The organism is Actinomadura sp. NTSP31, assembly GCF_041951385.1.
Classification (GTDB): Bacteria; Actinomycetota; Actinomycetes; order Streptosporangiales; family Streptosporangiaceae; genus Spirillospora; species Spirillospora napierensis.
The window spans coordinates 34,811-60,033 of sequence record NZ_JBGNUT010000022.1; the positions used below are offsets into that span (position 1 = coordinate 34,811).

Annotated in this window: 23 protein-coding genes; 10 read left to right on the plus strand and 13 right to left on the minus strand. The window is 72.1% G+C overall.

What is annotated here, in order from left to right:
* Positions 1 to 7: 7 nt before the first annotated feature.
* A complete protein-coding gene (locus tag ACA514_RS31560) occupies positions 8 to 2,692 on the minus strand; it encodes a DHA2 family efflux MFS transporter permease subunit (protein ID WP_375044915.1) in 2,685 nt (894 codons plus the stop codon).
* 291 nt (positions 2,693 to 2,983) lie between these two features.
* On the opposite strand from ACA514_RS31560, the gene ACA514_RS31565 reads away from it, so the two are divergent.
* Complete coding sequence (locus tag ACA514_RS31565; RefSeq protein ID WP_375044916.1) at positions 2,984 to 9,595, plus strand: SDR family NAD(P)-dependent oxidoreductase; 6,612 nt, start codon at positions 2,984 to 2,986, stop codon at positions 9,593 to 9,595.
* Positions 9,596 to 9,635: 40 nt separating this feature from the next.
* Positions 9,636 to 10,955, plus strand: coding sequence for a crotonyl-CoA carboxylase/reductase (ccrA, locus tag ACA514_RS31570; protein ID WP_375044917.1), 1,320 nt, complete (start codon positions 9,636 to 9,638; stop codon positions 10,953 to 10,955).
* An 82-nt stretch (positions 10,956 to 11,037) separates the two neighbouring features.
* Here the strand turns inward: ccrA and ACA514_RS31575 are convergent, their stop codons facing one another.
* Together ACA514_RS31575 and ACA514_RS31580 are read right to left on the minus strand one after the other, a co-directional pair.
* Positions 11,038 to 11,685: a class F sortase gene (locus ACA514_RS31575; RefSeq protein ID WP_375044918.1), complete on the minus strand. Its 648-nt coding sequence runs from the start codon at positions 11,683 to 11,685 to the stop codon at positions 11,038 to 11,040.
* On the minus strand, positions 11,678 to 12,424 hold the full coding sequence (locus ACA514_RS31580) for a hypothetical protein (RefSeq protein ID WP_375044919.1): 747 nt from the start codon (positions 12,422 to 12,424) through the stop codon (positions 11,678 to 11,680). The genes ACA514_RS31575 and ACA514_RS31580 overlap by 8 nt, the downstream gene beginning before the upstream one ends.
* A gap of 555 nt (positions 12,425 to 12,979) precedes the next feature.
* Here ACA514_RS31580 and ACA514_RS31585 point away from each other — a divergent pair.
* Positions 12,980 to 14,398 carry a hypothetical protein gene (locus ACA514_RS31585; protein ID WP_375044920.1) on the plus strand — a complete coding sequence of 473 codons (1,419 nt, stop codon included), beginning with the start codon at positions 12,980 to 12,982 and terminating at the stop codon, positions 14,396 to 14,398.
* A gap of 52 nt (positions 14,399 to 14,450) precedes the next feature.
* On the opposite strand, the gene ACA514_RS31590 is transcribed toward ACA514_RS31585, so the two are convergent.
* Positions 14,451 to 14,807, minus strand: coding sequence for a hypothetical protein (locus tag ACA514_RS31590; protein ID WP_375044921.1), 357 nt, complete (start codon positions 14,805 to 14,807; stop codon positions 14,451 to 14,453).
* A 386-nt stretch (positions 14,808 to 15,193) separates the two neighbouring features.
* Here ACA514_RS31590 and ACA514_RS31595 point away from each other — a divergent pair, with 386 nt between their 5' ends.
* From ACA514_RS31595 to ACA514_RS31610, 4 genes are read left to right on the plus strand one after another with little or no spacing between them, the layout of a single operon-like run.
* Positions 15,194 to 16,018 (plus strand): helix-turn-helix domain-containing protein, encoded by an 825-nt coding sequence (locus ACA514_RS31595; RefSeq protein WP_375044922.1) that lies wholly within the window; start codon positions 15,194 to 15,196, stop codon positions 16,016 to 16,018.
* Positions 16,015 to 16,218 carry a DUF397 domain-containing protein gene (locus tag ACA514_RS31600; protein WP_375044923.1) on the plus strand — a complete coding sequence of 68 codons (204 nt, stop codon included), beginning with the start codon at positions 16,015 to 16,017 and terminating at the stop codon, positions 16,216 to 16,218. Before ACA514_RS31595 ends, ACA514_RS31600 begins: the two co-directional genes overlap by 4 nt.
* Positions 16,215 to 16,499 carry a DUF397 domain-containing protein gene (locus ACA514_RS31605; RefSeq protein WP_375044924.1) on the plus strand — a complete coding sequence of 95 codons (285 nt, stop codon included), beginning with the start codon at positions 16,215 to 16,217 and terminating at the stop codon, positions 16,497 to 16,499. Before ACA514_RS31600 ends, ACA514_RS31605 begins: the two co-directional genes overlap by 4 nt.
* On the plus strand, positions 16,496 to 16,786 hold the full coding sequence (locus ACA514_RS31610; RefSeq protein ID WP_375044925.1) for a DUF397 domain-containing protein: 291 nt from the start codon (positions 16,496 to 16,498) through the stop codon (positions 16,784 to 16,786). Before ACA514_RS31605 ends, ACA514_RS31610 begins: the two co-directional genes overlap by 4 nt.
* A 71-nt stretch (positions 16,787 to 16,857) precedes the next feature.
* Here the strand turns inward: ACA514_RS31610 and ACA514_RS31615 are convergent, their stop codons facing one another.
* Positions 16,858 to 17,151: a helix-turn-helix domain-containing protein gene (locus tag ACA514_RS31615; protein ID WP_375044926.1), complete on the minus strand. Its 294-nt coding sequence runs from the start codon at positions 17,149 to 17,151 to the stop codon at positions 16,858 to 16,860.
* 594 nt (positions 17,152 to 17,745) lie between these two features.
* Here ACA514_RS31615 and ACA514_RS31620 point away from each other — a divergent pair.
* Positions 17,746 to 18,249, plus strand: coding sequence for a hypothetical protein (locus ACA514_RS31620; RefSeq protein ID WP_375044927.1), 504 nt, complete (start codon positions 17,746 to 17,748; stop codon positions 18,247 to 18,249).
* 179 nt (positions 18,250 to 18,428) lie between these two features.
* On the opposite strand, the gene ACA514_RS31625 is transcribed toward ACA514_RS31620, so the two are convergent.
* From ACA514_RS31625 to ACA514_RS31640, 4 genes are all read right to left on the minus strand, one after another.
* On the minus strand, positions 18,429 to 18,680 hold the full coding sequence (locus ACA514_RS31625) for a hypothetical protein (protein ID WP_375044928.1): 252 nt from the start codon (positions 18,678 to 18,680) through the stop codon (positions 18,429 to 18,431).
* On the minus strand, positions 18,677 to 19,000 hold the full coding sequence (locus ACA514_RS31630) for a DUF6247 family protein (protein ID WP_375044929.1): 324 nt from the start codon (positions 18,998 to 19,000) through the stop codon (positions 18,677 to 18,679). Before ACA514_RS31630 ends, ACA514_RS31625 begins: the two co-directional genes overlap by 4 nt.
* A 148-nt stretch (positions 19,001 to 19,148) precedes the next feature.
* Positions 19,149 to 20,060: a hypothetical protein gene (locus tag ACA514_RS31635; protein WP_375044930.1), complete on the minus strand. Its 912-nt coding sequence runs from the start codon at positions 20,058 to 20,060 to the stop codon at positions 19,149 to 19,151.
* Between the two features lie 3 nt (positions 20,061 to 20,063).
* Positions 20,064 to 20,630 carry a helix-turn-helix domain-containing protein gene (locus tag ACA514_RS31640; protein ID WP_375044931.1) on the minus strand — a complete coding sequence of 189 codons (567 nt, stop codon included), beginning with the start codon at positions 20,628 to 20,630 and terminating at the stop codon, positions 20,064 to 20,066.
* Positions 20,631 to 20,716: 86 nt separating this feature from the next.
* Between ACA514_RS31640 and ACA514_RS31645 the strand changes: the two genes are divergently transcribed.
* A complete protein-coding gene (locus ACA514_RS31645) occupies positions 20,717 to 21,640 on the plus strand; it encodes an NADP-dependent oxidoreductase (protein ID WP_375044932.1) in 924 nt (307 codons plus the stop codon).
* Between the two features lie 21 nt (positions 21,641 to 21,661).
* Here ACA514_RS31645 and ACA514_RS31650 read toward each other — a convergent pair whose 3' ends face one another.
* The 3 genes from ACA514_RS31650 to ACA514_RS31660 all read right to left on the minus strand — a co-directional run bounded on the left by ACA514_RS31650 (position 21,662) and on the right by ACA514_RS31660 (position 24,094).
* Positions 21,662 to 22,285, minus strand: coding sequence for a LysE family translocator (locus tag ACA514_RS31650; protein ID WP_375044933.1), 624 nt, complete (start codon positions 22,283 to 22,285; stop codon positions 21,662 to 21,664).
* Positions 22,286 to 22,377: 92 nt separating this feature from the next.
* Entirely contained in the window at positions 22,378 to 22,848 is a 471-nt protein-coding gene (locus ACA514_RS31655) for a carboxymuconolactone decarboxylase family protein (RefSeq protein ID WP_375044934.1), read from the minus strand.
* Between the two features lie 94 nt (positions 22,849 to 22,942).
* Positions 22,943 to 24,094 (minus strand): S1 family peptidase, encoded by a 1,152-nt coding sequence (locus tag ACA514_RS31660; RefSeq protein WP_375044935.1) that lies wholly within the window; start codon positions 24,092 to 24,094, stop codon positions 22,943 to 22,945.
* 215 nt (positions 24,095 to 24,309) lie between these two features.
* On the opposite strand from ACA514_RS31660, the gene ACA514_RS31665 reads away from it, so the two are divergent.
* Positions 24,310 to 24,660, plus strand: a complete 351-nt coding sequence (locus ACA514_RS31665; protein ID WP_375044936.1) for a hypothetical protein — start codon at positions 24,310 to 24,312, stop codon at positions 24,658 to 24,660.
* 110 nt (positions 24,661 to 24,770) lie between these two features.
* Here the strand turns inward: ACA514_RS31665 and ACA514_RS31670 are convergent, their stop codons facing one another.
* Positions 24,771 to 25,214 (minus strand): hypothetical protein, encoded by a 444-nt coding sequence (locus ACA514_RS31670; protein WP_375044937.1) that lies wholly within the window; start codon positions 25,212 to 25,214, stop codon positions 24,771 to 24,773.
* Positions 25,215 to 25,223: the final 9 nt, after the last annotated feature.

The following is a 25,223-nucleotide window of genomic DNA, read 5'->3' on the forward strand; positions in this document are numbered from 1 at the left end:
CAGCTCCTCACCAGGCATCGCTACGCGGACGCGGGTCCGGCTCACCGGCCGGCTCCTCGTCCTCTGGCACGTACGGCGCGTACAACCACCCGTCGGGCGGCGGCGGAGGCCACCCGGGCCCGCCGACCTCCGGCCTCTCGCCCGCGTCCTCGTCGCCGGCCGCACCCCCGCGCCCGGCCACCCACTCGTCCCCAGGCTCCCCCTGCGGCAGGGCCGGCCCGGCCTCGTTTCCGCCGGACGCCGCCTCCTCGGGCTCGGCACCGGCGAGAGAGTCGTCCGCGCCTCCGGCCGCCGGGCCTGTCGCTAGCGCGAGTTCGCCACTGGCTTCTGCTGGCCACTCGTCCGAGGCGGCGCCCTGGCCGCCTCCGGCGGCCGGTACCGCCTGGTGGTCGGCGATGCCGAGGGGATCGTCCGCGTTTCCGGTCGCCGGACTCGTCCCGTCTGCTGTCGCGAGCGCGAGTTCGACCCCGCCCTCCGGCGCCCACCCGTCCGAGGCTTCGCCCTGGCCGCCTCCGGTGGACGACGCCGTTTGGTGGTCGGGTTCCTGGCGCTCGGTGCTGCCCAGGGGGACGTTGGCGCTTTCGGCCGTGGGGTCCGTCTCGTCGGTGGTCGCGAGTTCGCCGCCGGCCTCCGGCGCCCAGCCGACCTGGCCGTCGACGACCTCGGCGCCGGTCGGTTCGGCCGGTGCGCTGAGTACGTCTTGGACGCCTGCCGGCGTGGTGTTCAGTGCGTCGGCGGGCGGTGTCTCCTGCTCGGGCGTGCGGGCCTTGGCGATGGCTTCGGCCTCCCGCTCGATGGGCAGCTTGTCGCCGGGCGGGATCGGGGCCGCGAGGGGGAAGCCTTCGTGGTTGTCGGGGAGGGTGCCGAGGGGGTCGTCGCCGGAGGGCCGGGAGCGGGAGGCGGTTTCGTCGTCGAACCACCGGCTGGTCGGCGGGCGTTGCGGGGGGCCCTCGGGGGTCTGCGTCCACCAGGTGGGCTCGTCGGGGAACGGGTTCTCCTCGGCGGGGCTGGTCCAGGTGGGGATGGCGGTGTCGGCCCAGTCCTGCCAGGGGGACGTCGCGTCCGGTGGTGCGGGGCGCCAGGCGGTGGGCGTCTCGTCGTCGGGGGTGTCGCTCCACCAGTGGGGGCCGGGGGTGGGGGGTGCGGCCATGGTCTCCGTTTCCGTCCTGAGGGAGAGGGGCGCGGGGACGGGTGCGGCCTCGGCGGGCCGGACGACGGGGAGCGGGTCGCGGGGCGTGGCGGTGACGGCGGCGGTGGCGAGGGCCGGTTCCGGTTCGGTGACCAGCGGGGCCTGCTTGCCGTGCTTGGGGCCGGTCCAGCCGCGCCGGCTCGGCAGGGTGAGGCCGCTGATCACGCCGCCGACGAGGACGAGGACGGCGCCGAGGACGAGGCCGGAGGAGGTGCCCTTCCGGAAGGTCTCGAGGGCTTCGGCGCTCGCGCCCGTGTCCGGGATGTCGTGGATCAGCAGGCCGACGATGGCGATGCCGAAGGCGCCGGACGCCTCGCGGATGACGTTGATGACGCCGCTGGCGACGCCCGCGCGCTTCTCCGGGACGGCCTTGAGCACGTACATGACCAGGGGCATGCCGAGGGCGGCGCCGACGCCGACGAGCATGACGCCGGGCATGAGGTCGGCGTAGCCGTCGCCGATCTGCAGGGTGGAGAACAGCACCATGCCGACGCCCATCAGGGCGAGCCCGGCGCCGATCGCGGGCCGCGGGCCGATCTTGGCGGCGAGCAGGAACGCCACCGGGGTCAGGATCATGATCGCGATGGCGGGCGGCAGCATGACCAGGCCGGCCTCGGGCGGGGAGAAGCCGAGGAAGCGCTGCAGGAACGGCTGGGAATAGAACATCATGCCGTTGAAGCCGATGCCGTAGAGCATCTGCGACAGCAGCCCGCCGGTGAAGACGCGGTTGCGGAAGAACCGCAGGTCGATCATCGGGTCGGGGGCCCAGCTCTCCACCACGATGAAGCAGACGAGCGCGATGACGCCGAGGGCGAACGTGCTGAGCACGGACGGGTCGCCCCAGCCGTGCTTGTTGCCGTCCTCGAGGCCGTAGATGAACGCGAACAGCATCGTCGCGGAGATCAGCACGCCGGGCAGGTCGATGCGGGCGCGCCGGTTCTTGCTGCGCCCGGTGAGGACGAAGAGGCCGAGCAGGATCACCAGGATGCCGGGCACGATGTTGATGAGGAAGATCCAGCCCCAGTGGAAGTGCTCGACGATGATGCCGCCGATGGTGGGGCCGAGCGCGGTGGCGCTGGACGCGGCGCCGATGAAGACGATGTTGCCGATGGAGCGCTGCTTGTCGTTGCGCCCGACGGTGACCATCACCTGGGTGGCGGGCAGGACGAGCGCGGCGCCGCCGCCCTGGACGATGCGGGCGAGGATGAGCACTTCGGAGGTGTGCGCGAGGCCGCAGACGGCGGAGGCGGCGGTGAAGACGACCATGCCGGTGGTGAAGGTGACGCGGCAGCCGTAGAGGTCGGTGAGCCGCCCGCCGGTGATCATCAGGCAGGAGAACATCAGGATGTAGCCGGTGGCGACCCAGTCCTTGGCCGAGGACGTCATGCCGAGGTCCGCCATGATCCTGGGCAGGGCGGTGAAGACCACCGTGTTGTCCATGGTGGTCATGAACGCGCTGACGGCCACCACGGCCAGCGCCCATCGGTATCGGCCCCGGGTCACCTGTCCTGCGGCGGTCCGTCCCGTGCCTGCGGGAAATCCGCCGCTTCCCCCTAAATGCGTTCGTGGCTATTGTTACGATTGGTTGGCATCCGGTCACTCAGCCCGCTCGCAGGGCAGAGTCCCACAACTATCCCATCAGGCCACATTGGTTACTGCCGAGTCTTGTCATCACCGTGACAAGTGCCCGGGGAGAAAAGTGGTCTGGATGCGCATCGTGAGCCGGTCACCGTAGGACAAAGTGGTCCCTCCGCTTCGATGAACGATCCCGGTTTCATGGGGGGAACCCACCGCATGCAGAGCAACGATCGTTCCGGAGCCGGCGAGCCCGGCGACCCTCGGATCGCCGCGGACGCGATTCGCCGGCACCTGATCGAGCAGATCGCGCGGCGCTCCCGGATCACCGTGGCCGAGGTCGACCCCGACCGTCCGCTGGAGGAGTTCGGGCTGGCGTCCCGGGACGCGGTGGCGATCGCCGGGGATCTCGAGCAGATGCTGGGCCGGGCCCTCCCCGCGACGCTGGTGTGGGAGCACCCCACGATCAACAAGCTCTCCCGCGCGCTGGCGGGCGGTGGCGACGGTGCGGCCGAGCAGGCGGCGGCGTCGCCGGTCCGCGAGGCCCGGCAGGACGAGCCGATCGCGGTGGTCGGGATCGGCTGCCGATTCCCCGGCGGCGACCGCGACCTGACCGGGCCCGAGGACTACTGGCGGTTCCTGACCGGGCGCGGCGACGCGATCCGGGAGGTCCCGGACGGCCGCTGGGACCCGTTCGACGACGGTTCCCCCGAGGTCGCCGACCGGCTCGCGAAGACGACGCGGCTCGGCGGGTTCCTGGACGACGTCGCGCGGTTCGACGCGCAGTTCTTCGGTCTCACGCCGCGCGAGGCGGCGGTGATGGACCCGCAGCAGCGCCTCGTCCTGGAAGTGGCGTGGGAGGCGTTCGAGCACGCCGGGATCGGTCCGGCGTCGCTGCGCGGCAGCCGCACGGGCGTGTTCGTGGGCGTCTCGGCGCCGGAGTACGCGGCGTTCACCGCGTCGGACCTGGCGTCGCTGGAGCCGTTCACCGCGACGGGCGCGGCGCTCAGCATCATCGCGAACCGGCTGTCGTACCTGCTGGACCTGCGCGGCCCCAGCATGATCGTCGACACGGCGTGCTCGTCGTCGCTGGTGTCGACGCATCTGGCGGTGCAGGCGCTGCGCAGCGGCGAGGCGGACGTGGCGCTCGCGGGCGGGGTGAACCTGCTGCTGTCGCCGACGGTGACGATGACGTTCGACCTGGCCGACGCGACGGCGCGGGACGGGCACTGCAAGGCGTTCGACGCGTCCGCCGACGGCATGGTCCGCGCGGAGGGCTGCGGCGCGGTGGTGCTGAAGCGGCTGTCGGACGCGGTCCGCGACGGCGACCGCGTCCTCGCGGTGGTGAAGGGCTCGGGCGTCAACTCCGACGGGCGCTCCAACGGCCTGGTCGCGCCGAACTCGGACGCACAGCGGGCGCTGCTGCGCGACGTGTACGCGACGGCGGGCGTCGGGACCGGCGAGGTCGACTACGTCGAGGCGCACGGCACCGGGACGTTCCTGGGCGACCCGATCGAGGCGAAGGCCGTCGGCGAGGTGCTCGGGGTCGGGCGCGGCGAGGGCGAGCCGCTGCTGATCGGCTCGGCGAAGTCGAACCTCGGGCACATGGAGTCGGCGGCGGGCATAGCCGGTCTTATCAAGACCGTCCTGGCGTTGCATCACAAGGTGATCCCGCCGAGCGCGCACTACAAGGAGCCGAACCCGCACATCCCGTTCGACGAGCTGCGGCTCCAGGTCGTGGCCGAGGAGACGCCGTGGCCGGAGCGCGGCCACCCGGCGCGGGCCGGCGTGTCCGGTTTCGGGTTCGGCGGCACGAACGCGCACGTCCTGCTGGAGGAGGCTCCGGCGCAGGAGGCCGTGTCGCACGCGGCGGTCGTCCGGACGTTCCCGCTGTCGGACACCAGCGACGACCGCGTCCGCGACCACGCCGCGCTGCTGGCGGAGTGGGTCCCGAACCGCGACGACGTGAAGCTCGCCGACCTGGCGCGGACGCTGCACCGGCGCGGCGGGCGCGGCCGGTCCCGCGCGGCGGTGTCGGCCCGTGACCGCGCCGGCCTGGTCGAGGGCCTGAAGGCGCTCGCGGAGGGCCGTCCGCATCCCGGCGTCGTGACCGGCTCGGCGCTCGGCGTCCCGGGACGTCCGGTGTGGGTGTTCTCCGGGTACGGGGCGCAGCGCGCGGGCATGGCGCAGCGGCTGCTGGAGGAGGAGCCGGCGTTCGCCGAGGCGATCGACGACCTGGACGGCCTGTTCGCCGAGGAGGGCGGCCCCGACCTGTGGGCGCTGCTCGAGGAGGGCCGCAAGCCGGACGGCCCGGCCGACGCGATGCCGGTGCTGTTCGCGATCCAGCTCGGCCTGGCCCGGATGTGGAAGGCGTACGGCGTGACGCCGGGCGCGGTGATCGGGCACTCGATGGGCGAGGTCGCGGCGGCGGTCGTCGCGGGCGCGCTGACGCCGCAGGACGGCGTGCGGGTGATCGTCCGGCGGTCGAGGCTGCTGACGCAGCTGGTCGGCGGCGGCGCGATGGCGGTGCTCGGCGCGTCCGCGCAGGAGGTCGAGCGGCTGGCGGACGGACTGCCCGAGGTGTACGCGGCGGTGCACTCGTCGCCGAAGCAGACGGTCGTGACGGGCGACGCCGGCCAGGTCGCCGAGGTCGTCAAGCGCGCGGAGGCGGAGGGCCGGCTCGCCCGGATGGTGCAGGCGGAGGGCGCGGGGCACTCCCCGCAGGTCGATCCGCTGCTGCCCGACCTGCGCGAACAGCTCGCCGAGGTCGGCCTCGAACCGGGCACGCCGCTCGCCGACGGCATCAGGCTCTACACGACCGCCCTGCCCGACCCGCGCGCGTTCGACGGCGAGGACGCGCGGCTGGACGTCGAGTACTGGGCGGCGAACCTGCGCAACCCGGTCCGGCTGACGGACGCGGTGTCGGCGGCGACCGAGGACGGCTTCCGGACGTTCGTCGAGGTCAACGCGCATCCGATCCTCGCGCACGCGGTCGGGGAGACCCTCGACGGCAGCGGCGCCCTCGTCACGCACACGCTGAAGCGGGCGCCCAAGGGCCAGGAGACCGACGACACCCTGACCTTCCACGCGCAGCTCGCGACGCTCGCCGCGCACGGCCTGGCCGTTGCACAGCCTGTGGACGGACGGATCGTGGACGTCCCGCAGTCGCCGTGGCGGCACGAGCGCCACTGGGTGGACTTCTCGGCGCGCAAGCGCGGCGGCCGCGACGAGCACCCGCTGCTCGGCGCGCACGTCGAGCTGCCCGGCGAGGACCGGCACGCCTGGCGCGCCGACGTCGGCCTGGAGGCGCAGCCCTGGCTGAACGACCTGGCCGTGCACGGCCTGCACGTGCTGCCGGTCGCGGCGTTCGCGGAGATGGCGCTGGCGGCGGGCGCGACCGTGCTCGGGACCGACGCCGTCCGCGTCAACAGCCTGTGGATAGAGCGCCCGCTCGCGCTCGCCGACCACACGACCGTGACCACGACGTTCGCCGAGACCGAGCAGCGGGTGGAGATCCACGCGCTGACGCCCGCCGGCACCTGGGCGCGGCTGGCCAGCGCGGACGTCGGCGAGGACGACCGGACCCCGGCCCCGCCGGAGCACGGCGCGGCGACGGAGGTCGCGGGCGCCGAGCGCGGTTCGCGGCACTACCGGCTGCACCCCGAGGTGTTCGACCGCTGCCTGGCGGTGCTGTCCGACGAGGCGGCGGCGCTCGCGGGCGAGCGCGGCGGCGTCTGGCTCGCCGAGACGATCGGGAGCCTGCGCGTGTACGGGCCGTCGCACCGCGGCGGGCACGTCCGCGCGGCGGTGACCGACGAGGACGGCGAGCTCACCGGGTCCGTCCTGCTGCTGGACGGGGACGGCGAGGTACTGGCCGAGGCGACCGGCATCGTGCTGCGCCGCGCCGAACGCCACGACGTGCCCGTCCCGGTCGCCGGCAAGCTGGTCGAGCTGGTCTGGGACGAGGCCGACGCCCCCGAGGCGGCCGAGGGCGACGGCCTCTGGCTGGTCCTCGCCGAGGACGACGACGCGCTCGCCGGCGCCACGGCCGCCGGCCTGGAGGCGCGCGGGCGCCGCGTCGTCCGGCACGCTCTGGCGAACCGGGACGAACTCCCGAAGACGGACGACCCGGTCGACGGCGTCGTGCTCGTCCCGTCCGCCGACCTCGTGGACGAGGACCTCGTGCTCGCCATCGCGGACGTGAGCCGCACCCTCCCCGACGGCCCGCGCCTGTACATCGCGACGCACCGCGCCGTCCCCGTGCGGGCGGGCGAGGCCGGCGAGCCCGGGCACGGGTTCGCGGCGGCGCTCACCCGCGTCCTGGCGTTCGAGCGGACCGTCCAGCGGGCCACGCTCGTGGACGTCGACCGCCCCGCCGACCTGGTCGGGGAGCTGCTCGGCGGCGCCGCCGCCCGCGAGGTCGCCTGGCGCGGCGGCACGCGGTACGTCGCCCGCCTCGCGCAGGCCGCCCTGCCCGGGGCGGCGCCGTCCGAGGGGGGACGACCCCCCGCACCCCCCGGGCCGACTTCGTCGGCATCGGCTGCGAAGCCGAAGAAGATCGTCCGGCGCGGCGGCGCCTACGTCATCACCGGCGGGTACGGCGGGATCGGCCTGGTCACCGCGCGGCTGCTGGCCGAGCGCGGCGCCGGGCGCATCGTGCTGTCCGGCCGCGGCGGCCCCGGCGCCGACGCCGAGAAGGTGATCGCGAAGCTGCGCGAGAGCGGCGTGGACGTCGGCGTCGTCCTCGGCGACATCGCCGCGCCCGGCACCGCCGAGCGCCTGGTCAGGGTCGCGCGGGAGGGCGGCGTGCGGCTGTGCGGCGTCGTGCACGGCGCCGGCGCGATCGACGACCGGCTGATCGCCGACCTCGGCGCCGAGGATCTCCACAGGGTGTGGACGGCGAAGGTCGAGGGCGCCCGCCGGCTCAGCGACGCCACCTGGGACATCGACCTCGACTGGCTCGTCATGCACTCGTCCGCGGCGGCGCTGCTCGGCTCGCCCGGCCAGGCCGCCTACGCGGCCGCGAACGCGGCGATCGACGCGCTGGCCGCGTACCGGCGGGCGCACGGCCGCCCCGGGACCACGATCAACTGGGGCACCTGGTCGCGCGTCGGCGGCGCCGCCGAGTCCGCGGTGAACGTCATCGACCCGATCAGCCCGCAGGAGGGCGCCGAGGCGCTCGAAGCGCTCCTCGCCCACGGCATGGCCGCGACGGGCGTGCTCCGCTTCGACCCCGTCACGGCCGTCGAGCTGTTCCCCGAGATCGGCGACATGCCGTACTTCGCGGCGCTGACCGAGGCCGCCGCCGAGCGCGGCGCCGGCGACGCGGGCGACTGGCCCGGCGTCGACGCGCTCGCGGAGCTCGACCCGGCGGAGGCCCGCCGGCTGATCGCCGCGCAGGTCAGGTACCGGATCGCGGCGGTCCTCGGCTTCGACCCGCAGCGCCTGGACCCGGCCGTCCCGCTCACCGACCTCGGCCTGGACTCCCTCGTCGCCGTCCGGATCAAGAGCGGCGTCGAGCACGACCTCGGCCTGACCGTCCCGCCCGCCGTGCTGCTGCAGGGCGCGAGCGTGAACGTGTTCGAGGAGTGGGCGGCCGGCGAGCTCGGCCTCGCCGGCGCCGCCGCGCCGGCCGCCCCCGCCGCCGTCTCCAACGCCGAGTCCGGCTACGTGATGCCGCGCGACGCCGCCGAGCGCCTCGCCGTCCGGATCTTCGAGGACGTCCTCGGCCTGGACCGGGTCGGCGTCACCGCCGACTTCTTCGCCGACCTCGGCGGCCAGGAGCACCAGGCGGACCGGGTCGTCGCGATGGTCGCCGCCGAACTCGGCGGCGAGGTCACCCGCGGCGAGCTGTTCGAGGTGCCGACCGCCGAGAACGTCGCCGAGGTCATCCGGGCCGCCGACGAGGAGGCCGCGCGGCAGACCGTCCGGCCGCTCAAGCCGTCCGGGGACCGCCGCCCGATCTTCATCGCGCACCCCGCCGGCGGCACCACCGCCTGCTACCGGCAGCTCGTCGACCTGCTCGGCGCCGGCCAGCCGGTCTACGGCCTGGAGCGGTTCGAGGACGCGCCGTCCGTCGAGGAGCGCGCCGCCCGCTACGTCCAGCACCTGCTCGAAGCGCAGCCCGAGGGCGCGTTCCGGCTCGGCGGCTGGTCGTTCGGCGGCGTCCTCGCCTACGAGACGGCCCGCCGGCTCCAGGCGGCCGGGCGCGAGGTCGAGTTCGTCGCGCTGTTCGACGCGGGCATCCCGCTCGCCGTCGACGACGAGTCCGACACCCTCGCCCGCCGCTTCTCCGCGTTCGCCGACTACATCAACGAGACGTACGGGCTGGACGTCACGCTCACCTACGAGGAGCTGTCCGGCCTGGACGAGGAGGCGCAGTTCGCGCTGGTCATGGAGCGGGCGGCGCCGCTGGTGGACTACATCCCGCCGGCGGCCCTCACCCACCAGCTCACGTCCCACCAGGACACCCGATCCCTGGAGGCGTACCGGCCGGAGCCCTACGACGGCCGCGTCATCCTCTACTACGCCCCGGAGGAGACCCCCTGGGCGGTGCGCGACGCGCGTTACGTGCTCGACGGGACCAACGGTTTCGGCGGGCTCTGCTCCGACCTGGAGATCGTCACGATCCCCGGGGTGCACCACCTGAACCTGCTGGACCCGCCGGGCGTGGAGATCCTCGCCGCGCACCTGGAGGGCCGGCTCGCCGGCCGCGGACCCGCCGCGGACGGCACCGCAAGCGGTGAGACACGGCGGCCCGCGGACGGCTCGCAGGCGCAGGACGCGCCCGGCCGCGCCCGGACCGCGGCACGGTCAACTCTGGCCCGCTGAGGGCCGCGCCCCCCACCCCGTCGTTCCACGGAGGACATTCATGGCCCACGACCTGCTCGACGCCGTCCGGTCCGGTGCGAGCGGACCCGAGCTGCAGGACATCGACCTGCCGACCCGGTTCCGCGCCGCGTTCACCCGCAAGGACGAGGTCGGCATCTTCGACGGCCAGACCGACAAGGACGTGCGCAAGTCGCTGCACGTCGGCGAGGTCGACATGCCCGAGCTGGCGCCCGACGAGTGCGTCGTCGCGGTGATGGCGGCGGCGATCAACTTCAACACCGTCTGGTCCGCGATCTTCGAGCCGGTGCCGACGTTCGCGTTCCTGGAGAAGTTCGGCCGGCAGGGCTGGCACGGTGCCCGCCACGACCTGCCGTACCACATCCTCGGCTCCGACGGCTCCGGCGTCGTCGTCCGCACCGGCAGCGGCGTGAAGAGCTGGAAGGTCGGCGACAAGGTCGTCCTGTCCCCGTCCTACGTGGACGAGGAGGACCACGGCTCCTACGACGACGGCATGATGTCGGAGTCGCAGCTCGCCTGGGGCTTCGAGACCAATTTCGGGTCGCTCGGCGAGTACTGCATCGTCAAGGCCAACCAGCTGATCAAGAAGCCCGCGCACCTCAGCTGGGAGGAGGCGGGCTCCAACACCCTGTGCGCCGCGACCGCGTACCGGATGCTCGTCGGCACGCACGGCGCCCGCATGAAGCAGGGCGACGTCGTCCTGATCTGGGGCGCGACCGGCGGGCTCGGCTCGTTCGCGACGCAGCTGGTCAGGAACGGCGGCGGCATCCCGGTCGGCGTGGTCTCCTCCGAGGAGAAGGCGGACATCGTCCGGGCGCAGGGCTGCGAGCACGTCATCAACCGCAACGACCTGAACCTCGGCGAGCAGGGCCTGCGCAACCCCAAGGCGGGCCGGATCCTTGGCGAGGCGATCCGCGGCCTCGTCGGCGAGGACCCCGGCATCGTGTTCGAGTACCTCGGCCGCGAGACGTTCGGCGCGTCCGTCTACGTCGCCAAGCGCGGCGGCAAGATCGTCACCTGCGGCTCGTCGACCGGCTACAAGCACGAGTACGACAACCGCTTCCTGTGGATGCGGCTGAAGAGCATCATCGGCTCGCACGGCTTCAACTACCACGAGGCCGTCGAGGTGAACCGGCTGTTCTCCCTCGGCATGATCCACCCGACGCTGTCCAAGTCGTTCCCGCTGGACGAGGCGGGCGAGGCGACCCGGGCCGTCCAGACGAACCAGCACATCGGCAAGGTCGCCGTCCTGTGCGGCGCCACCGGCGAGGGCCAGGGCGTCGACGACCCGGCGCTGCGCGAGCGCATCGGCGAGGAGAAGTTCAACCTGTACCGGCGCTGATCCCGGGGCGCTCCGGCGCCCGACGACCACCCCGCATGTCGGGCCCCGGCGGTTTCGCCGGGGCCCGACACGCGCGTGCGGCTCAGGAGCCGGTCAGCTTCGAGTACACGATCAGGTTCTCGGTGTAGTGGCCCGCCTTCGGGTCGAAGGCGCCGCCGCACGTCACCAGGCGGAGCGCCGCGTGGTCGAGCGACTCGCCGAAGACCTTCTGGTGCGGGAAGGCGTCCTTGCCGACGCGCTGCGTCCGCTCCACGGTGAACGTGGCGGTCGTCCCGTCCTTGCGGCCGATCTGGATCTTGTCGCCCGGCTTCAGCTCCTTCAGCCGGTAGAAGACCGCGGCCTTCTTGTTCGCGTCGACGTGGCCGAGAACGACCGCCGGGCCGACCTCGCCCGGCGTCGGCCCCTCCTTGTACCAGCCCGCCAGGTTAGGCCTGCTCAGCGGCGGTTCCTGGATCCGCCCGCCGGGCAGCAGCCCGATCTCCCCGACCGGGGCCGAGACCCCGATCCTCGAGATCGTGATCTTGGTGGGCTCGGACGGGGACAGCGACGCGACGTTCGACGCCGCCGTGGTGCCGGCCGGCGTCGCGCTCGGCGCGGGCGACTTCGAGGGGGAGGCGTCGCCGCCGTCCCCTCCGCCGCCGCAGCCGACGAGCAGCAGTCCGGTGAGCAGCGCGCCGGCCGCCGCGAAACGGACGCGGCGACCGGCGGCCGATGCTGGGAACTCAGGCAACGTTCGACCGCTCCCGGGCCGTCCTGCGGCGCAGCGCGACGGCGCCGAGCCCGGCGGCCGCGAGCACGCCCCAGCCGACCGCGATCAGCGGCGCCCCGGAGCCCGCCGACCGGCCGTACATGCTGCCGTCACCGGTGTCGATCCGCCCGTTCGGGATCTTCGGCGTGGCCGGCTGCATGCTGTTGCCGGGCTTGGACGGGTTCTTGGACGGGTGGGTGCTGAACTTGACGGACCCGAAGCCCTTGCAGACCACCGTGACGACCGTCGGGTCGGGCAGGCTGCTCTTGAAGGTGCCGGTCGCGGTCCAGGTGCTCTTGCCGGCCTTCTGCACGGCCAGCGGGTCGCGGGTGTAGCCGTTGCCGGTGATGGTCACCGCGCTCGGGCAGGTCACCGTGAACGTCGTCTTGCGGCCGGGCGCGACGACGCGGCTGGACAACTGCACCTTGTCGAACCCGAACCTGAAGACCGGCTTCGGCGTCGTGGGCGGTGACGTGGGCGGCTCCGTCGGCGGCGTCTGGCCGGTGACGTCCACCCAGTGGGGGACCTTCTGCCCGGCCTTCAGCGTGCACTTCAGCAGCGTGCCGTCGGCGAGCTCGACCTCCTTGCCGATCTCGACCTTCTTGCAGAACTGCCCCGCCTTGGGCCCCTCCTGGGCGGGTGCGGCGAGTGCGGTCCCCGCCATCCCGAGCACCATGGACCCGGTGGCGACCGCTGCCGCGGCCAGCCGAGTTGCGCGCATTTGCCTGCTCCTCTGATCGGGGGGTCTCTCCGTGCGTCCCGGGCTGGACTCGCACCTGGCCGATGGCGGGGAGGCCGCGGAGCCGCGCGGCTGTCAGGCGGGTGCGCTCGTCTGGCGAGGCCCGGTGGGACGGATGAGAACGATGGGCCTGGAGCCTAGCGGGATCAATCCACCCACCACCGAAATGCACCGAAAAGAGTGCCTGACTGGCCATTTCCGGAAACTTGCGGAAATGGTGTAAACCTGATCCGCCCTCCGCGCGACTCCCTGCCGAGAAAGGATCTTCGGAGCCGTCGAACGAGCGGCGGCCCAGGCGCGGCCACCGCCGGGCCGAGTCACCGAGGCCGAAGTGACCTCCGTCACACCGCTTTACGCAACCCGAGCCGCCCCCTTGGTGACGCGCTGCGATTTCTAACGATACGGGCAAGAAACATCGCTTAACGTAGCTAGAGCTTCTATGCGACAAAACAGATGATCTGTGCCAGTTTGGGGCGGGTTCCCGGTAAATGATCTTGGCCATCGCGGTGGCCAGGTGACCGCCCGAGGAGAGCTCCCATGAAACGGCACCTGAGGGCGCTGGCCCGCGCCTGCGCGGCGACCGCGGTCGCCGCCGCCGGCCTGACGGCCGTCGCGGGCCCCGCCCACGCCGACGACCCGCCCACCCCCAGCCTGGACAACTACTACATGCGGCCCGCCTGGAACCAGGCGGAACTGCTGGACCGGACCAAGCAGTTGGACGCCGAACTCCCCAAGCTCGGCGTCCAGAACATCCTGAACGAAGCCCCCCGGCAGGGGAGCACCGCCAGCGGCAAGGCGTGCAACCCGCAGGCGCTCGACACCAGCACCACGCAGCGTCCCGACATCACCTACAGCTTCTGCTGGGACGGTTCGGACTCCGCCGCGTCCGGCAACTACGAGTGGACGCCGCAGGGCATCTCCACCGTCGCCGACGCCCAGGACGACAAGTACTGGGGCTCGGCCCAGCCGTTCGTCACCACCTGGTACCAGCAGCAGCACGGCACCGCCGTCGGCCAGCAGTGCAAGTACAAGAAGGACGGCGAGTGGGCCGAGCAGACGTGCGTCAAGGGCGTCCGGATCTCGATCGTCGACCCGAACACCGGCAAGTACGCCCACGTCCTGCTCGTCTACCCGTTCGTCAACGCCTCCGGCAACGCCAGCTACATGAGCCTGCGCACCACGCAGGACGAGAGCCACGGCTCCCTGCACGCGGGCGGCATCGCCTGGTACGGCAACTACCTGTACGTGGCGGACACCGCGCGCGGCGTGCGGGTGTTCGACATGCGGTACATCTTCGACCTGCAGTCCGCCGGCGATAAGGCGGACATCACCGACAAGACGAAGATCGGGCGGCAGGACGGCAAGTTCTACTCGCACGGCTACCGCTACGTCATGCCCGAGGTCGCCGCCTACACCAACACGGTGCCGCGCACGGCCACCGCGAAGTACGAGTGCCGCAACAACAGCTCGCCGAACACCTCGTACGTGTCGATCGACCGCAGCGGCACCGACCACCTGGTGACGGGCGAGTACTGCGAGCTGGCCAAGGGCGACACCAACGGCCGGGTCGCCGCCTGGCCGCTGAACGGCGACAACGGGCAGCCGGACCTGAACGCCACCTGCGTCTCCGACCTGCCGGGCCACGAGTCGATCCCGTGCTGGCACGCGGACGGCGCCTACGCGATGCCGGTCGACCACGTCCAGGGCGCGGCCCGCTACGACGGCACGTGGTACCTGAGCCAGAGCCGCGGCGAAACCGCGGCCGGCGCGCTACTCCACGCCGCGCAACCGGACGGGAAGACGGGCCTCCTCCGCTCCCTCGCACCCGGCCACTACGCGGGGATCGGCCCAGAGGACCTCTCGTACTGGCCCGGTTCCGACGCCGGCCGCAGCGGCCTGTGGACGCTGACCGAGCACTACGGCAAGCGCATGGTGTACGTGACCCCGAAACCCTGACCCTGACCGCACGGCGGGCCGCCTCCCACAGGGGGACGGCCCGCCGCTGTCATCAGCCCCTCAAAAGCACCCGCACAACCGCCCCAAGCCGCCGATCGAGCATCAAGACCGCCAACCCCGGCTCCCCGCACGGCGAGAGCCGTTCTCCCGTACTGGACGTGAACCAGCAGCCGTTCTCGTCCCTCACGGCCGTGATGCTGTCTCCGAGCCACGGAATCCGCGCGTCCCAGACCCGCAGCAGCGGCGGCGAGCCCTCGTAGCGGAACTGCACACTCCACCCGTTGAGCCGCAGCCGCCGCGCGAGCCGGTTGAGCTGGAAGCACGCGAGCCAGGCGTCCGGCGCGGCCGGTGAATCCGGGGGGACGCCCACCGGCCGCGCCTCCTCCGATGACCGGATCCGGTCGTTCATCGGAATTTCCTAATGCTGCTCTGCGCGCGCGCCGCTTCCTTAACCAGCTCGGTACGCAGTTCCTCCGGACCCACTCGCATCACCGTCGCGTCTACACCCGCGCACGGATCCACTAGCGTCGCGACATATTCACCGGGCAGCCCGTCCCAACGCCGCGAACGCCATATACGGTGCCCAGGAAATTCTTGTCGAAGACGCTCGATAGTCGAGCCGTCCGGTTTCGATTTTGTATCGTCCATGGCAGGTCCCATGCTCGGATTCGCGGACGCGGAATGTGTTATAAGACTCACAGAAGTGCGTCGCTCCCCGCCAGCAACCCCCACTGGGGAAGGCGCAACCCCCCGAAAGATCAACGAAACCCGGCCCGGGTTTCCAAAGGAGATCTCATGGGCTCGCGCAACGAACCATACGAAGCCCCGGCAATTCAGGCATTCGCCTCAGAAGTGACGGCCTGGCGAGAATTGGCCGGCCTCACCAAGACCGAGCTCGCCGAGACCCTCGGCTACACCCCGCAGTGGATCAGCCAGGTCGAAGCGGCCAAGAGCATCCCGTCCAAGGAGTTCGCGCAGAACCTCGACACCCACTTCGCCACCAACGGCGTCTTCGAGCGCCAGCAGAAGCGGATCATCGAGACCCGCCACAAGGCCATCCTCCCGCCCGGCTTCACCGAGTACCAGGAACGCGAAGCCGACGCGAGCCAGGTGAGGGTCTACCAGCTCACGATGGTCCACGGGCTACTTCAAAGCGAGAGCTACATCCGCGCGGTGGTCGGGCATAAGCAGGATCCCGAAACCGCCGAGCGGTTCCTGGCCGAGCGCCTCAAACGTCAGGAGATCCTCACTCGGGAGAACGCTCCCGACATATGGTTCACGCTCGACGAGTCGGCATTGCGACGAGCCGTCGCCGACGCGGACGTCATGCGCGAGCAACTCGCACACATCCTCGCGCTGAGCGAACGCTCCAATATCTCCATCGATGTCGTCCCGCAGGACGCGAGGTACTACCCAGGCCTCACTGGCAGCTTCACCATCCTGGGCTTCTCGAATGCGCCCGACATCGTTTACGGCGAGATGGCAGGGCAGGGAATGCTCCTGCAAGAGCCGCGTATCGTCGCGGGCTTCGCAGTAAGGTACAACTCACTGCGGGGTTATGCGCTCCGGGTGGAGGAGTCGCGGACCCTGATTAAAAGCGTCATGGAGGAGTACGGATGATCATAAGTGATCGCTCAACCGTGAAGTGGCGCAAGGCGAGCCGCAGCGCCCATGAAGGCGGTGACTGCGTCGAGGTGGCGGAGATCGCACCGGTCGTGGCAGTCCGCGATTCCAAGGACCCGAACGGCCCGAACCTAGCCTTCGACGCTCCCGCCTGGCGCGTGTTCATGCGTCGCGTGAAGAGCGAGGAGTACGGGTGACGGCGTCCGACCTCTCAACCGTGAAGTGGCGCAAGTCCAGCCGCAGCGGACACGAAGGCGGCGACTGCGTCGAGGTCGGGAGCGTCCCGCAGGTCGCGGACGAGGCATGGCGCAAGGCGAGCCGCAGCGGCCATGAGGGCGGCGAGTGCGTGGAGGTCGCGAGCGTGGCGCCGGTGGTGGCGGTGCGTGATTCCAAGGACCCGAACGGCCCGAAACTCGCGTTCGACGTCCCCGCCTGGCGCGTGTTCACGCGTCGCGTGAGAAGCGAGGAGTACGGGTGACGGCGTCCGACCTCTCAACCGTGAAGTGGCGCAAGTCCAGCCGCAGTGGACATCAGGGCGGGGAGTGCGTCGAGGTCGGGAGCGTCCGGCAGGTGGCGGACGAGGCATGGCGCAAGGCGAGCCGCAGCGGACACGATGGTGGTAACTGCGTGGAGGTTGCCGGGGTGGCGCCGCTCGTGGCAGTCCGCGATTCCAAGGACCCGACCGGCCCGAAGTTGGCCTTCGACGCCCCCGCCTGGCGAACCTTCACCGACCGCGTGAAGACCAACGCCCACGACCTGCCCTGACGACTCCCGCCAGAGAGCCCTCGTCCGCGACGGCCGGACGAGGGCTCATCGCGGACGGACGACATGCTTCCTCAGGCGGCGTCGGTGAACTCCACCTTGAGCCTGGCATCGAGTGCATGCGCAAGCCTCTCGAGAACCCCGATGGTCGGTGTGGGGCCTCCCGACTCGAGGCGGGACAAGGCGGGTTGCGTCATCCCCGCCCTCCTGGCGAGTTCCGCCTGTGTCAATCCCAGCGCGAGGCGCCGGTGCCGAACCGCGTTGCCCAGTTCGAACGCCAGACGGGCCTCCTCCCGGCCCGCGCGTACCCCATCGCTGTCGCGGCCGGCCCCTGGCGTCCAACGGTAGTGAGGGCTGTGTTCATTCACGTGTCACACCTCCCTGTTGTAGTTCCACTGCGCGTGACCGTGTTCGGCTTCGCATCGTTTACGTGCCTACATGGCTCGCTCGACCTCGGCGCTCTCGCGCTCCCTGGTCTTTGGAACACCGTGGAGCAAGACCGCCCGACGGCACGCTATATGCATCGAACGCTATTAGGCGGCGGCTACACCGACCAGGACTTCGCGAACCGTCCACCCTCCGGATGGCAAGCCCGGCACGTCAGACATGTCGGACGATCGTCGAGTCGTTCGGCGCCTTCGTTCGGCGGCGGCAGCCGGTAGTTCCCGCCCGGGGATGGCGGATGCCCGCGCCGGCTTGCGGGTTCGGGACGGATCGGGTCGCGTTCCAGCCTCCGGAAGCGCGATAGAGGCGTTTTCGCGTCCGCGATTAAGAAACGACTGGACTGCGCGAACCTTTGCGTGCCGTCGCCCATCCTGACGCCCGCGCCGGCTGGTGGGTTCGGGATGCGGCGGGTCGGATTGATCACGTCCCGGCGCGCCAACCTCGCCGGGCCGCGTCCGCATCTCACCTGGCACAGCGCGACCAAGAAGGCAGCGCACCGAGAACGGGAGCGGCGACCCATGCGGAAGATCGTGATCACCGGAGTGACGGCGGCACTGGCCCTCGGCCTGACGGCCTGCAACGGCAGCGGCAGCATCAACGCCGGCGGCTCCGCAACGGCCTCGCCCTCGTCGCCCGCCGCATCGACGCCCGCGCCGGCCTCCACCCCGAGCGCCGAGTCCACGCCGAGCGGCGCCGCGACCCCGCAAGGCTCGGGAGGGTCGGGCGCCCCGGTGGTCCGTCACACCCCGCCCGCGCAGCAGGGTGGCCAGCAGATCACCTCCAAGTGGGGCCAGCTGCGCTACCTGGCGCCGGGCAAGTTCCTCGTCGGCAACGTCGGCTTCTTCGTCGCCGACGACACCGTCGTGTACGTCGCCGGAGGCCACTGCCCCGACGGCAGCACCCCGCCCGACGACAGCAAGTGCTCCGTCGACGGGTTCGACGACTGGGCGCAGGCCGCACCGCACAACGTCAACGTCCGCTTCTCCGGCCAGGCCGCCACGGTGATCACCGAGACCCAGTGACGGCCGGCCGCCGGGCGAACTCGCTCAGGCCCAAGACCCGACCGGCATGTCCGGTAGGCGCCGGCTCGACCGTAAGGATCCGGACGAGCCGGCCGGCGAGCACGAAGACCCAGACCCGGCCCGGCAGGGATCCTGCCGGCGTCCGGTCACGGGACACCTCTCAGGTGCAGCAGACCCTCTCAGCCGATCCAGAGCAGCTCGAAGATCCGGATCACGGCAGCGTCGTCATCGACGTGAAAGGCCACTTGCCCGAGCCCCTCGCCGAACACCGCCAGCCGAAATGCCCGGTCGTCACCGGGTGGCATGACGGCGGCGTCCCACGGCGCCTCCACAAGCGTCAGTATTCGCTCTAGCAACGCGTCGAAGGCTTCCTTGGGAAGGCCATTGACCTGCAGGAGAGCACGTCCAACGAAGACGGGCCGATAGCTCACCGGCGGTGTCGGCGCTGTCGTTCGGACCAGTCCGGTACCAGGTCTTCGATCGGGACCGCACCGTCCAGGTCGCCCGTCCGTGCCGCCTCGCGGACCTGGTCGACGCTTTCGGCGAAGGCCGGATCCGCCATCGCGGCCGCGGCCAGCCGCCACCGCCGCAACAGATCGTGGAGCCTGCGGTACCCGTCCACCCGGCGCGCCGCCTCCTCGGCTGCGGCGTAGTACTCCGCGAGGAACTGGGCGTGCAGCGGTTCCGCGAGCACGCGCAGGATCTCGACCGGATCGTCCGGATCATGTTCCTGTACCGGCTGCGCGCTCATGACACCAGGTTACAGGCGCAGCAGTCCGTGCCACCGAGCCTTCAGGACGGCGGCGCAGGCACCGGCGAGGACGGCAGTGGCCGCCCGTCCCCGTGGTCACGCGCCCCGCGGGGCTTTCCCGAATGATGGCCGCCGAGTCCCGTTGGGGTTAGGGGGTTAGGCCGAGTTGGTAGAGGGCCAGGGCGGTGAATCCGAGGAGTGATCGGTCCCAGGGTATGGGGAATGCGGTGACCGTGATCTCGTCGGTGTGGTCGGGTGCCTCGGCGAGTATCTGAAGTGCGGCATCGGGGAGCCGGGCGCCGAGGCGGAGCGCGAGAGCGACGGCCGCGGTGAGTCGGACACCGAAGGGTCCGGCGGCGAGCAAGGCCGTCAGCCGGTCGTCGACGGCCGGTTCGCCGGGGGCGAGATAGCCGAGGCTGAGATTGGCGCTTGCCCGTGCCAACTGGTGTTCCTTGGTCGCGGGAACTTGCAGCAGACGCGACACGGTGGGACGGGCGGCGGGGAACCAGGCCAGCAGTTCGGCTGCTCTGGCGGCGATCACCGGGTCGGGGTCGTCGGCCCAAGCGGCGAAACGGTTGCTCAGCGCGGCTGCTGCGAGATAGGCATCGCGGTCCCAGGACGCGGCGACCGCCTCGCTCTTCTCGGGCTCCTTTCCGCCGTCACCATAAAGCCAGTCCACGACAGCCGCCACGTCGGCGTCGGTCACGTTCTCGGCTCGGGCGAATTCCCGGTCGGGGTCGAAGGGCAGATGGGTGTCATCGCGGTCGCCGAGCGCGATGACGCGGAGCAGGCTGACCACGGCCGCGCGGTCCGGGGTTGCCGGATCGTCCACCAGTGCGGTCAGGAATGGGACGACGTGACAGCTGGCCTGCCAGCGGGTTCCTTGGTGGTAGACGTTCCCGTGCAGTTGGTATTGGGCCTGGTGACGTTCCTCGGCGTCCGCTGACAACAGTGCCGTCAGTTGGCCGGGGACGTCTTCGGCCGAGCCGTATGCGTGATGGAGGCCGGCCCAGTCGACCGTTTCCAGGTCTTCCAGTGGGCTTTGTGTGGGGGCGCTCATGTTCTAGGCGGGAGCGGCTTCGGTGGCTACGGCGAGGAGCTTCGCGGCGGCCGCGGAGAGCATCTGGGGGAAGTCGGCCCGGTCGTCGGCCATCCAGCGTTCGGTGGCCAGGCGGAGGACGGCGAGGCCGGCGTCGGTGGCGAGCCGCGCCGTCGGCCGGTCGCAGCCGCGCTCCTCCAGGGCGGCGGTGAGGGCCGCGGACAGCGACGCGAGCTTGATCAGTTCGCGTTCCCGCAGGGGCGGGTTCGCCGCGATGACCGCCGCCCGCTTCTCCAGGAAGTCGCGGGGACGGAACACCTCCGGGGCGGTGGCGAACGCGGCCAGCAGGGCCGGCAGCGCGCCGGTGCCCGCCGGGACGGCGTCCAGGGCGGCGAGGAACCGCTTCTCGAGATCGTCGCCGCCGAACAGCACCTCGCGCTTGTCGGAGAACCAGCGGTAGAACGACCGCTCGGTGAGGTTGGCGCGCCGCGCGATCTGCGCCACCGTCGTGCGGTCGTAGCCCTGCTCGCCGAACAGATCCAGTGCCGCTCGTTCCAGCCGTTCCCGCGTGTTGCCCTCCCAGCGTGCCATGCCCGCGAGTATAGCGACAGCAGATGCTGTCATCACTCTGCTAGCGTGAGTGATGACAGCATCTGTCGTCGTCAGGAGGAGATCCCATGCGCACCCTTCGGTTCCACGAGTACGGCGAACCGCTCGACGTCCTGCGGCTGGAGGACGCCGAACCGCCCACGCCCGGCCCCGGCCAGGTCCGCGTGGCCGTCCAGGCGTGCGGGCTCAACCCGGCGGACTGGGCGCTGTGCGGCGGCCTGTTCGGCGGTGACCTGCCGCGCGGCGTCGGCCTCGAGGTGGCCGGCACGGTCGACGCGGTCGGCGACGGGGTGACCGGCACCCGGGTCGGCGACCCCGTGTTCGGCCCGGCGCCCTTCGGCGGGACGTCCGCCGGTGCGTCCGAGCGGGCACTGTTGGACGTCTGGTTCCCGCGTCCGGAAGGGCTCGACCCGGTCGGTGCCGCCGCGCTGCCGATGGCAGTCGAGACGGCGTACCGGGGCCTGGACGCGCTCGGCGTCCGCGATGGCGCGACCGTGCTGGTGAACGGCGCCGGCACCACCGTCGGGTACGCCGCGGTGCAGATCGCGCTCCGGCACGGGGCGCGGGTCGTCGCCACCGCCGGCCGGACGCACGCCGAAGCCCTGCGCGCCGCGGGCGCCGACGTCACCGGTTACGGCGAGGGCGTGGCCGAGCGCGTGACGGCGCTCGCCGGCGGACCGGTCGACCTCGCGTTCGACGCGGCGCCCGTCAGCAACGCGCTGCCGGAACTCGTGCGCACCGTGAAGGCGCCCGAACACGTGCTGACGGTGAGCGACTTCGACGCGGCCAAGGAGCACGGCGCACTCTTCAGTGGCCCCGGCGGCGTCGGCACCGTCCGCAACGACGTGCTCGGCGAGTACGCCCAGCTCGCGGCGGAGGGCCGATTCACGGTGCCGGTGGCCCGCACGTTCCCGCTGGACGACTGGCGTGCGGCCGCGGAGCTGAGCCTGTCGGGGCGGGCGCGCGGCAAGGTCGTCCTGGAGATCGGATAGCCCCCGCGCAGGACGACCGGATCAGGACTCGGCGGCCAGCCGGATGCCGAGGGCGACGAGGACCACGCCGGAGACCTGCTCCATCCGGCGGCGGACCGACCGGCGCTGGAACACGGCGCGGGCCCGTCCGGCCAGCCACACCATCGGCAGGTACCAGATCATGTCGACCAGCGCCCAGATCACCGAGAACAGCACCAGCGTCGCCAGGACGGGGGCGCCGTGCGGGACGAACTGGGGCAGGAACGACACCGCGAACACCCCGGCCTTGGGGTTGGCGAAGTTCGTGACCACGCCCTGCCGGAACGCGCGCGCGTGGGACACGGCGGACGTCCGGGCGGGCTCGTCGTCTTCGGCGGTGCCGCGCCGCGCCTGCCACAGCGCGCGCGTCCCCATGAAGACCAGGACCACCGCGCCCGTGATCCGCATGGCGTCATAGGCCAGCTGCGAGGCCAGCAGCAGCGCCGACAGTCCGAACGCGGCGGCCAGCCCCCACAGCAGCACTCCGCATTCGTTGCCGAGCACCGTCGCCACGCCGTTGCCGCGGCCGCTCATCAGCGAACGGCGCAGGATCACGGCCGTGCTCGGGCCGGGGACCATCGCGACCAGGAAGGCCGCGCCGACGAACGCCACGAGCGAGGACATCATTCGCTCAGTATTCAGAGCCGGACGTACCCGCACAACAGCGTTTCCGGCGGGCGCACTGGTGCCGCGCGCCCGCCGGTGCCCCTGGCGTGCCGTCAGCCGAACTGGCCGGGCTGGTAGTCGCCGGCGGGCTGGCGGGTGATGACGTTGAGGCGGTTGTAGGTGTTGATGAGCGCGACAAGGGAGACCAGGGCGCTCAGCTGCTCCTCGTCGAAGTGCTTGGCGGCGTTCGCCCAGGTCTCGTCGGAGACCCCGCTCCCGTCGGCGAGGCGGGTGCCCTCCTCGGTGAGCTCCAGCGCCGCCCGCTCGGCCTCGGTGAAGACCGTGGCCTCCCTCCAGGCCGCGACCAGGTTCAGCCGCAGCGAGGTCTCCCCGGCCGCCGCGGCGTCCTTGGTGTGCATGTCGAGGCAGAAGCCGCAGCCGTTGATCTGGCTGGCGCGGATCTTCACCAGTTCCTGCGTCGCGGCCGGCAGCGAGGTGTCGGCCACCGCCTTGCCGGCGGAGTTGATGTACTTCGCGACCTTCGCCGCGACCGCGTTGCCGTAGAAGTTGATCCGGGCGTCCATGGTGGTCTCCTCAGTTCGCGTTGCCGCTTATACCCCCATGACGGATCGGCCCGCCCGGATGTGACAGGCCCGCGCGAGGAAACGCGAGGGAACCTCAGGGAAGCTCGGCGCCGAACGTCTGGAGCGCCTCGGTGACCGGCTGGAAGAACGTGACGCCGCCGCTCTGGCAGTCGCCCGAGCCGCCCGACGTCAGCCCCAGCGCGGTGTCCCCGCTGAACAGCGGCCCGCCGCTGTCGCCGGGCTCCGCGCAGACGGTCGTCTGGATCATCCCGGTGACCGTCCCCTCGGGGAAGTTCACCGTCGCGCCGACCGCCGTGACCCGCCCGGTGTGCACGCCGGTCGTGCTGCCGCTCCGCGCGACCTGCTGGCCGGCCACCGCGTCGGCGGCCTCCGTGATGGGCTGCGCGGTGCCGTCGTGCAGGTCGACCGCGCTCTGCCCGTCGGCCGTGGCCCGGACGAGCGCGAAGTCGTCGCCCGGGAAGTCGCTCTGCACCGTCGTGCCGAGGGCCTCGGCGCCCTGCTGGTCGGCGGTCCAGTTCTGGACGATGTTCCCGCAGTGCCCGGCGGTGAGGAAGAACGGCTCCCCGTCCCGCTGGACGTTGAAGCCCAGCGAGCACCGCGCGCCGCCGCCGAAGATCGCGTCCCCGCCGAGCGTCGCGAGCGTGTGCAGCCGGCCGGGGAAGCGCACCATCCGCACGGCCGTCCCCAGGCGCCGCGCCTCGCGGCGGGCGGCGGCCATCCGGGTCCCGGTCACCGAATCGTCGGTCCACATCACGACCTGGGACGTCGCGGGGTCGATCGCCCAGCCGGTGCCCGGCGTCCCCGCCATCGACCGGCGCAGCGCGGACGTCGCCTTGGTCAGCGTCCGGGGGCTCGTCCGCATCATCTTCGGCACGGCGCCCGCCGACCGGACCATCGCGGCGTCCGACGCGGTGGTGACCGTGACGACGGGTCGTCCCGCCGCGTCGAGGTACCCGCCGGCCGTCCGGTCGCCGAGCCGCCCGGCGACCCGCGCCGCGAGGGCCGCCGCCCGCGGCTGCGCGCTCTGGCCCTGCGCGCTCCGGCTCTGCGCGCTCCGGACGTGGGGGTCCCCGGCCAGTTTCGCCGCCTGCGGACCCTCGCCGGCGCGGACGGCGTACAGCGACAGCGACCCGGCGACCAGCCCGGCGGCTCCGGCGACCGCCGCGCCCGCTCCGACCACGGTGCGCAGACGACGTTTCCTCGCGGCGTTCCGGCGGCGTCCCATGAGCCCTCCAGCTCCCGAGATGACGATCTACGGGAGGTGTTACGGCGCCGCGTCCGGCGGAGTTCAACGCCCCGCGGGTGATCGCGTCGGAGGGGCGAGTCCGCTGGTCAGAGCCTTAATGATCTACTTACGTTCGGTAGTCGCGCGGATGCGCTGCGGGTACAGGGGGTGAGGAAGCACGGGCCCCGGCAGGGCCCCGAACCCCTGGAGGAAGCATGAAGATCCCGAGTCCGCTGCGCTCGGCGGTGCTGACCGCCGCCGGTCTGGCCATGGCCGCCGGCCTGGCCGCGTTCGCGCCCGCCGCCTCGGCGAGCGCGGCGGAGACGGCCGCGGTCGCGCAGGCGCATCCCCGCTCCTGCCCGTGGGGGACGCATTGGGACCCGTACTGGCACAGATGCGTGCGGGACCGCGGCCACCACCACGGTTACGGCCACCACCACGGCGACCACGGCGACGGCGGCTATGGCCACGGAGACCACGGCCACGGCGGCTATGGCCACGGAGACCACGGCCACGGCGGTCATGGCGACCACGGCTACCACGGCGACCACGGTCACCGCTGGTAGAGCGCGCTGATGCGTCCGGCCGTTTCACCGAAATCTCGGGGCGGCCGGACATCGCCTTTGCGGCGGCTCACGGCGTTGCTCAATCCTCGCCGGGGAGGGGCCCAAGGGCGTCAGGAGAGGTCGCGGGCCAGGCGGGTCGCGCCTATCGCCATGTAGGCGCCGGTCAGCGCGGTGTACCCCAGCGCGGTGGGACGCGGAAGGTCGCCGCGGATGAGCCGGGCGGCACCGTGGGCGGTATCGAGCGTGTCGACCAGCAGCGCCAGCCGCTGCCAGCGGGACCGCTCGGGACCCGGCGCGGTCAGGTACCCCAGCCCCAGCGCGATCGCCCGCGCCCCGAAGATGCGGGTCATGTAGCCGAGTTCCGGTGACGGGCGGACGCCGGACGCCCTGGCCATCGCGTGCGGCGCGACGATCGCCGCGGCGCCGAGCACGATCCGGCCGGCGGCGAGGCCGCGCAGCGCGGCCGCGAGCGCGCCCTCGTCCGGATCGCCGGCGGACGTGCCGGTGCGCTGGTCGGCGGGCATGGCGGCGGTGCTGTCCTCACGAGTGTTCACGGCGCTTAT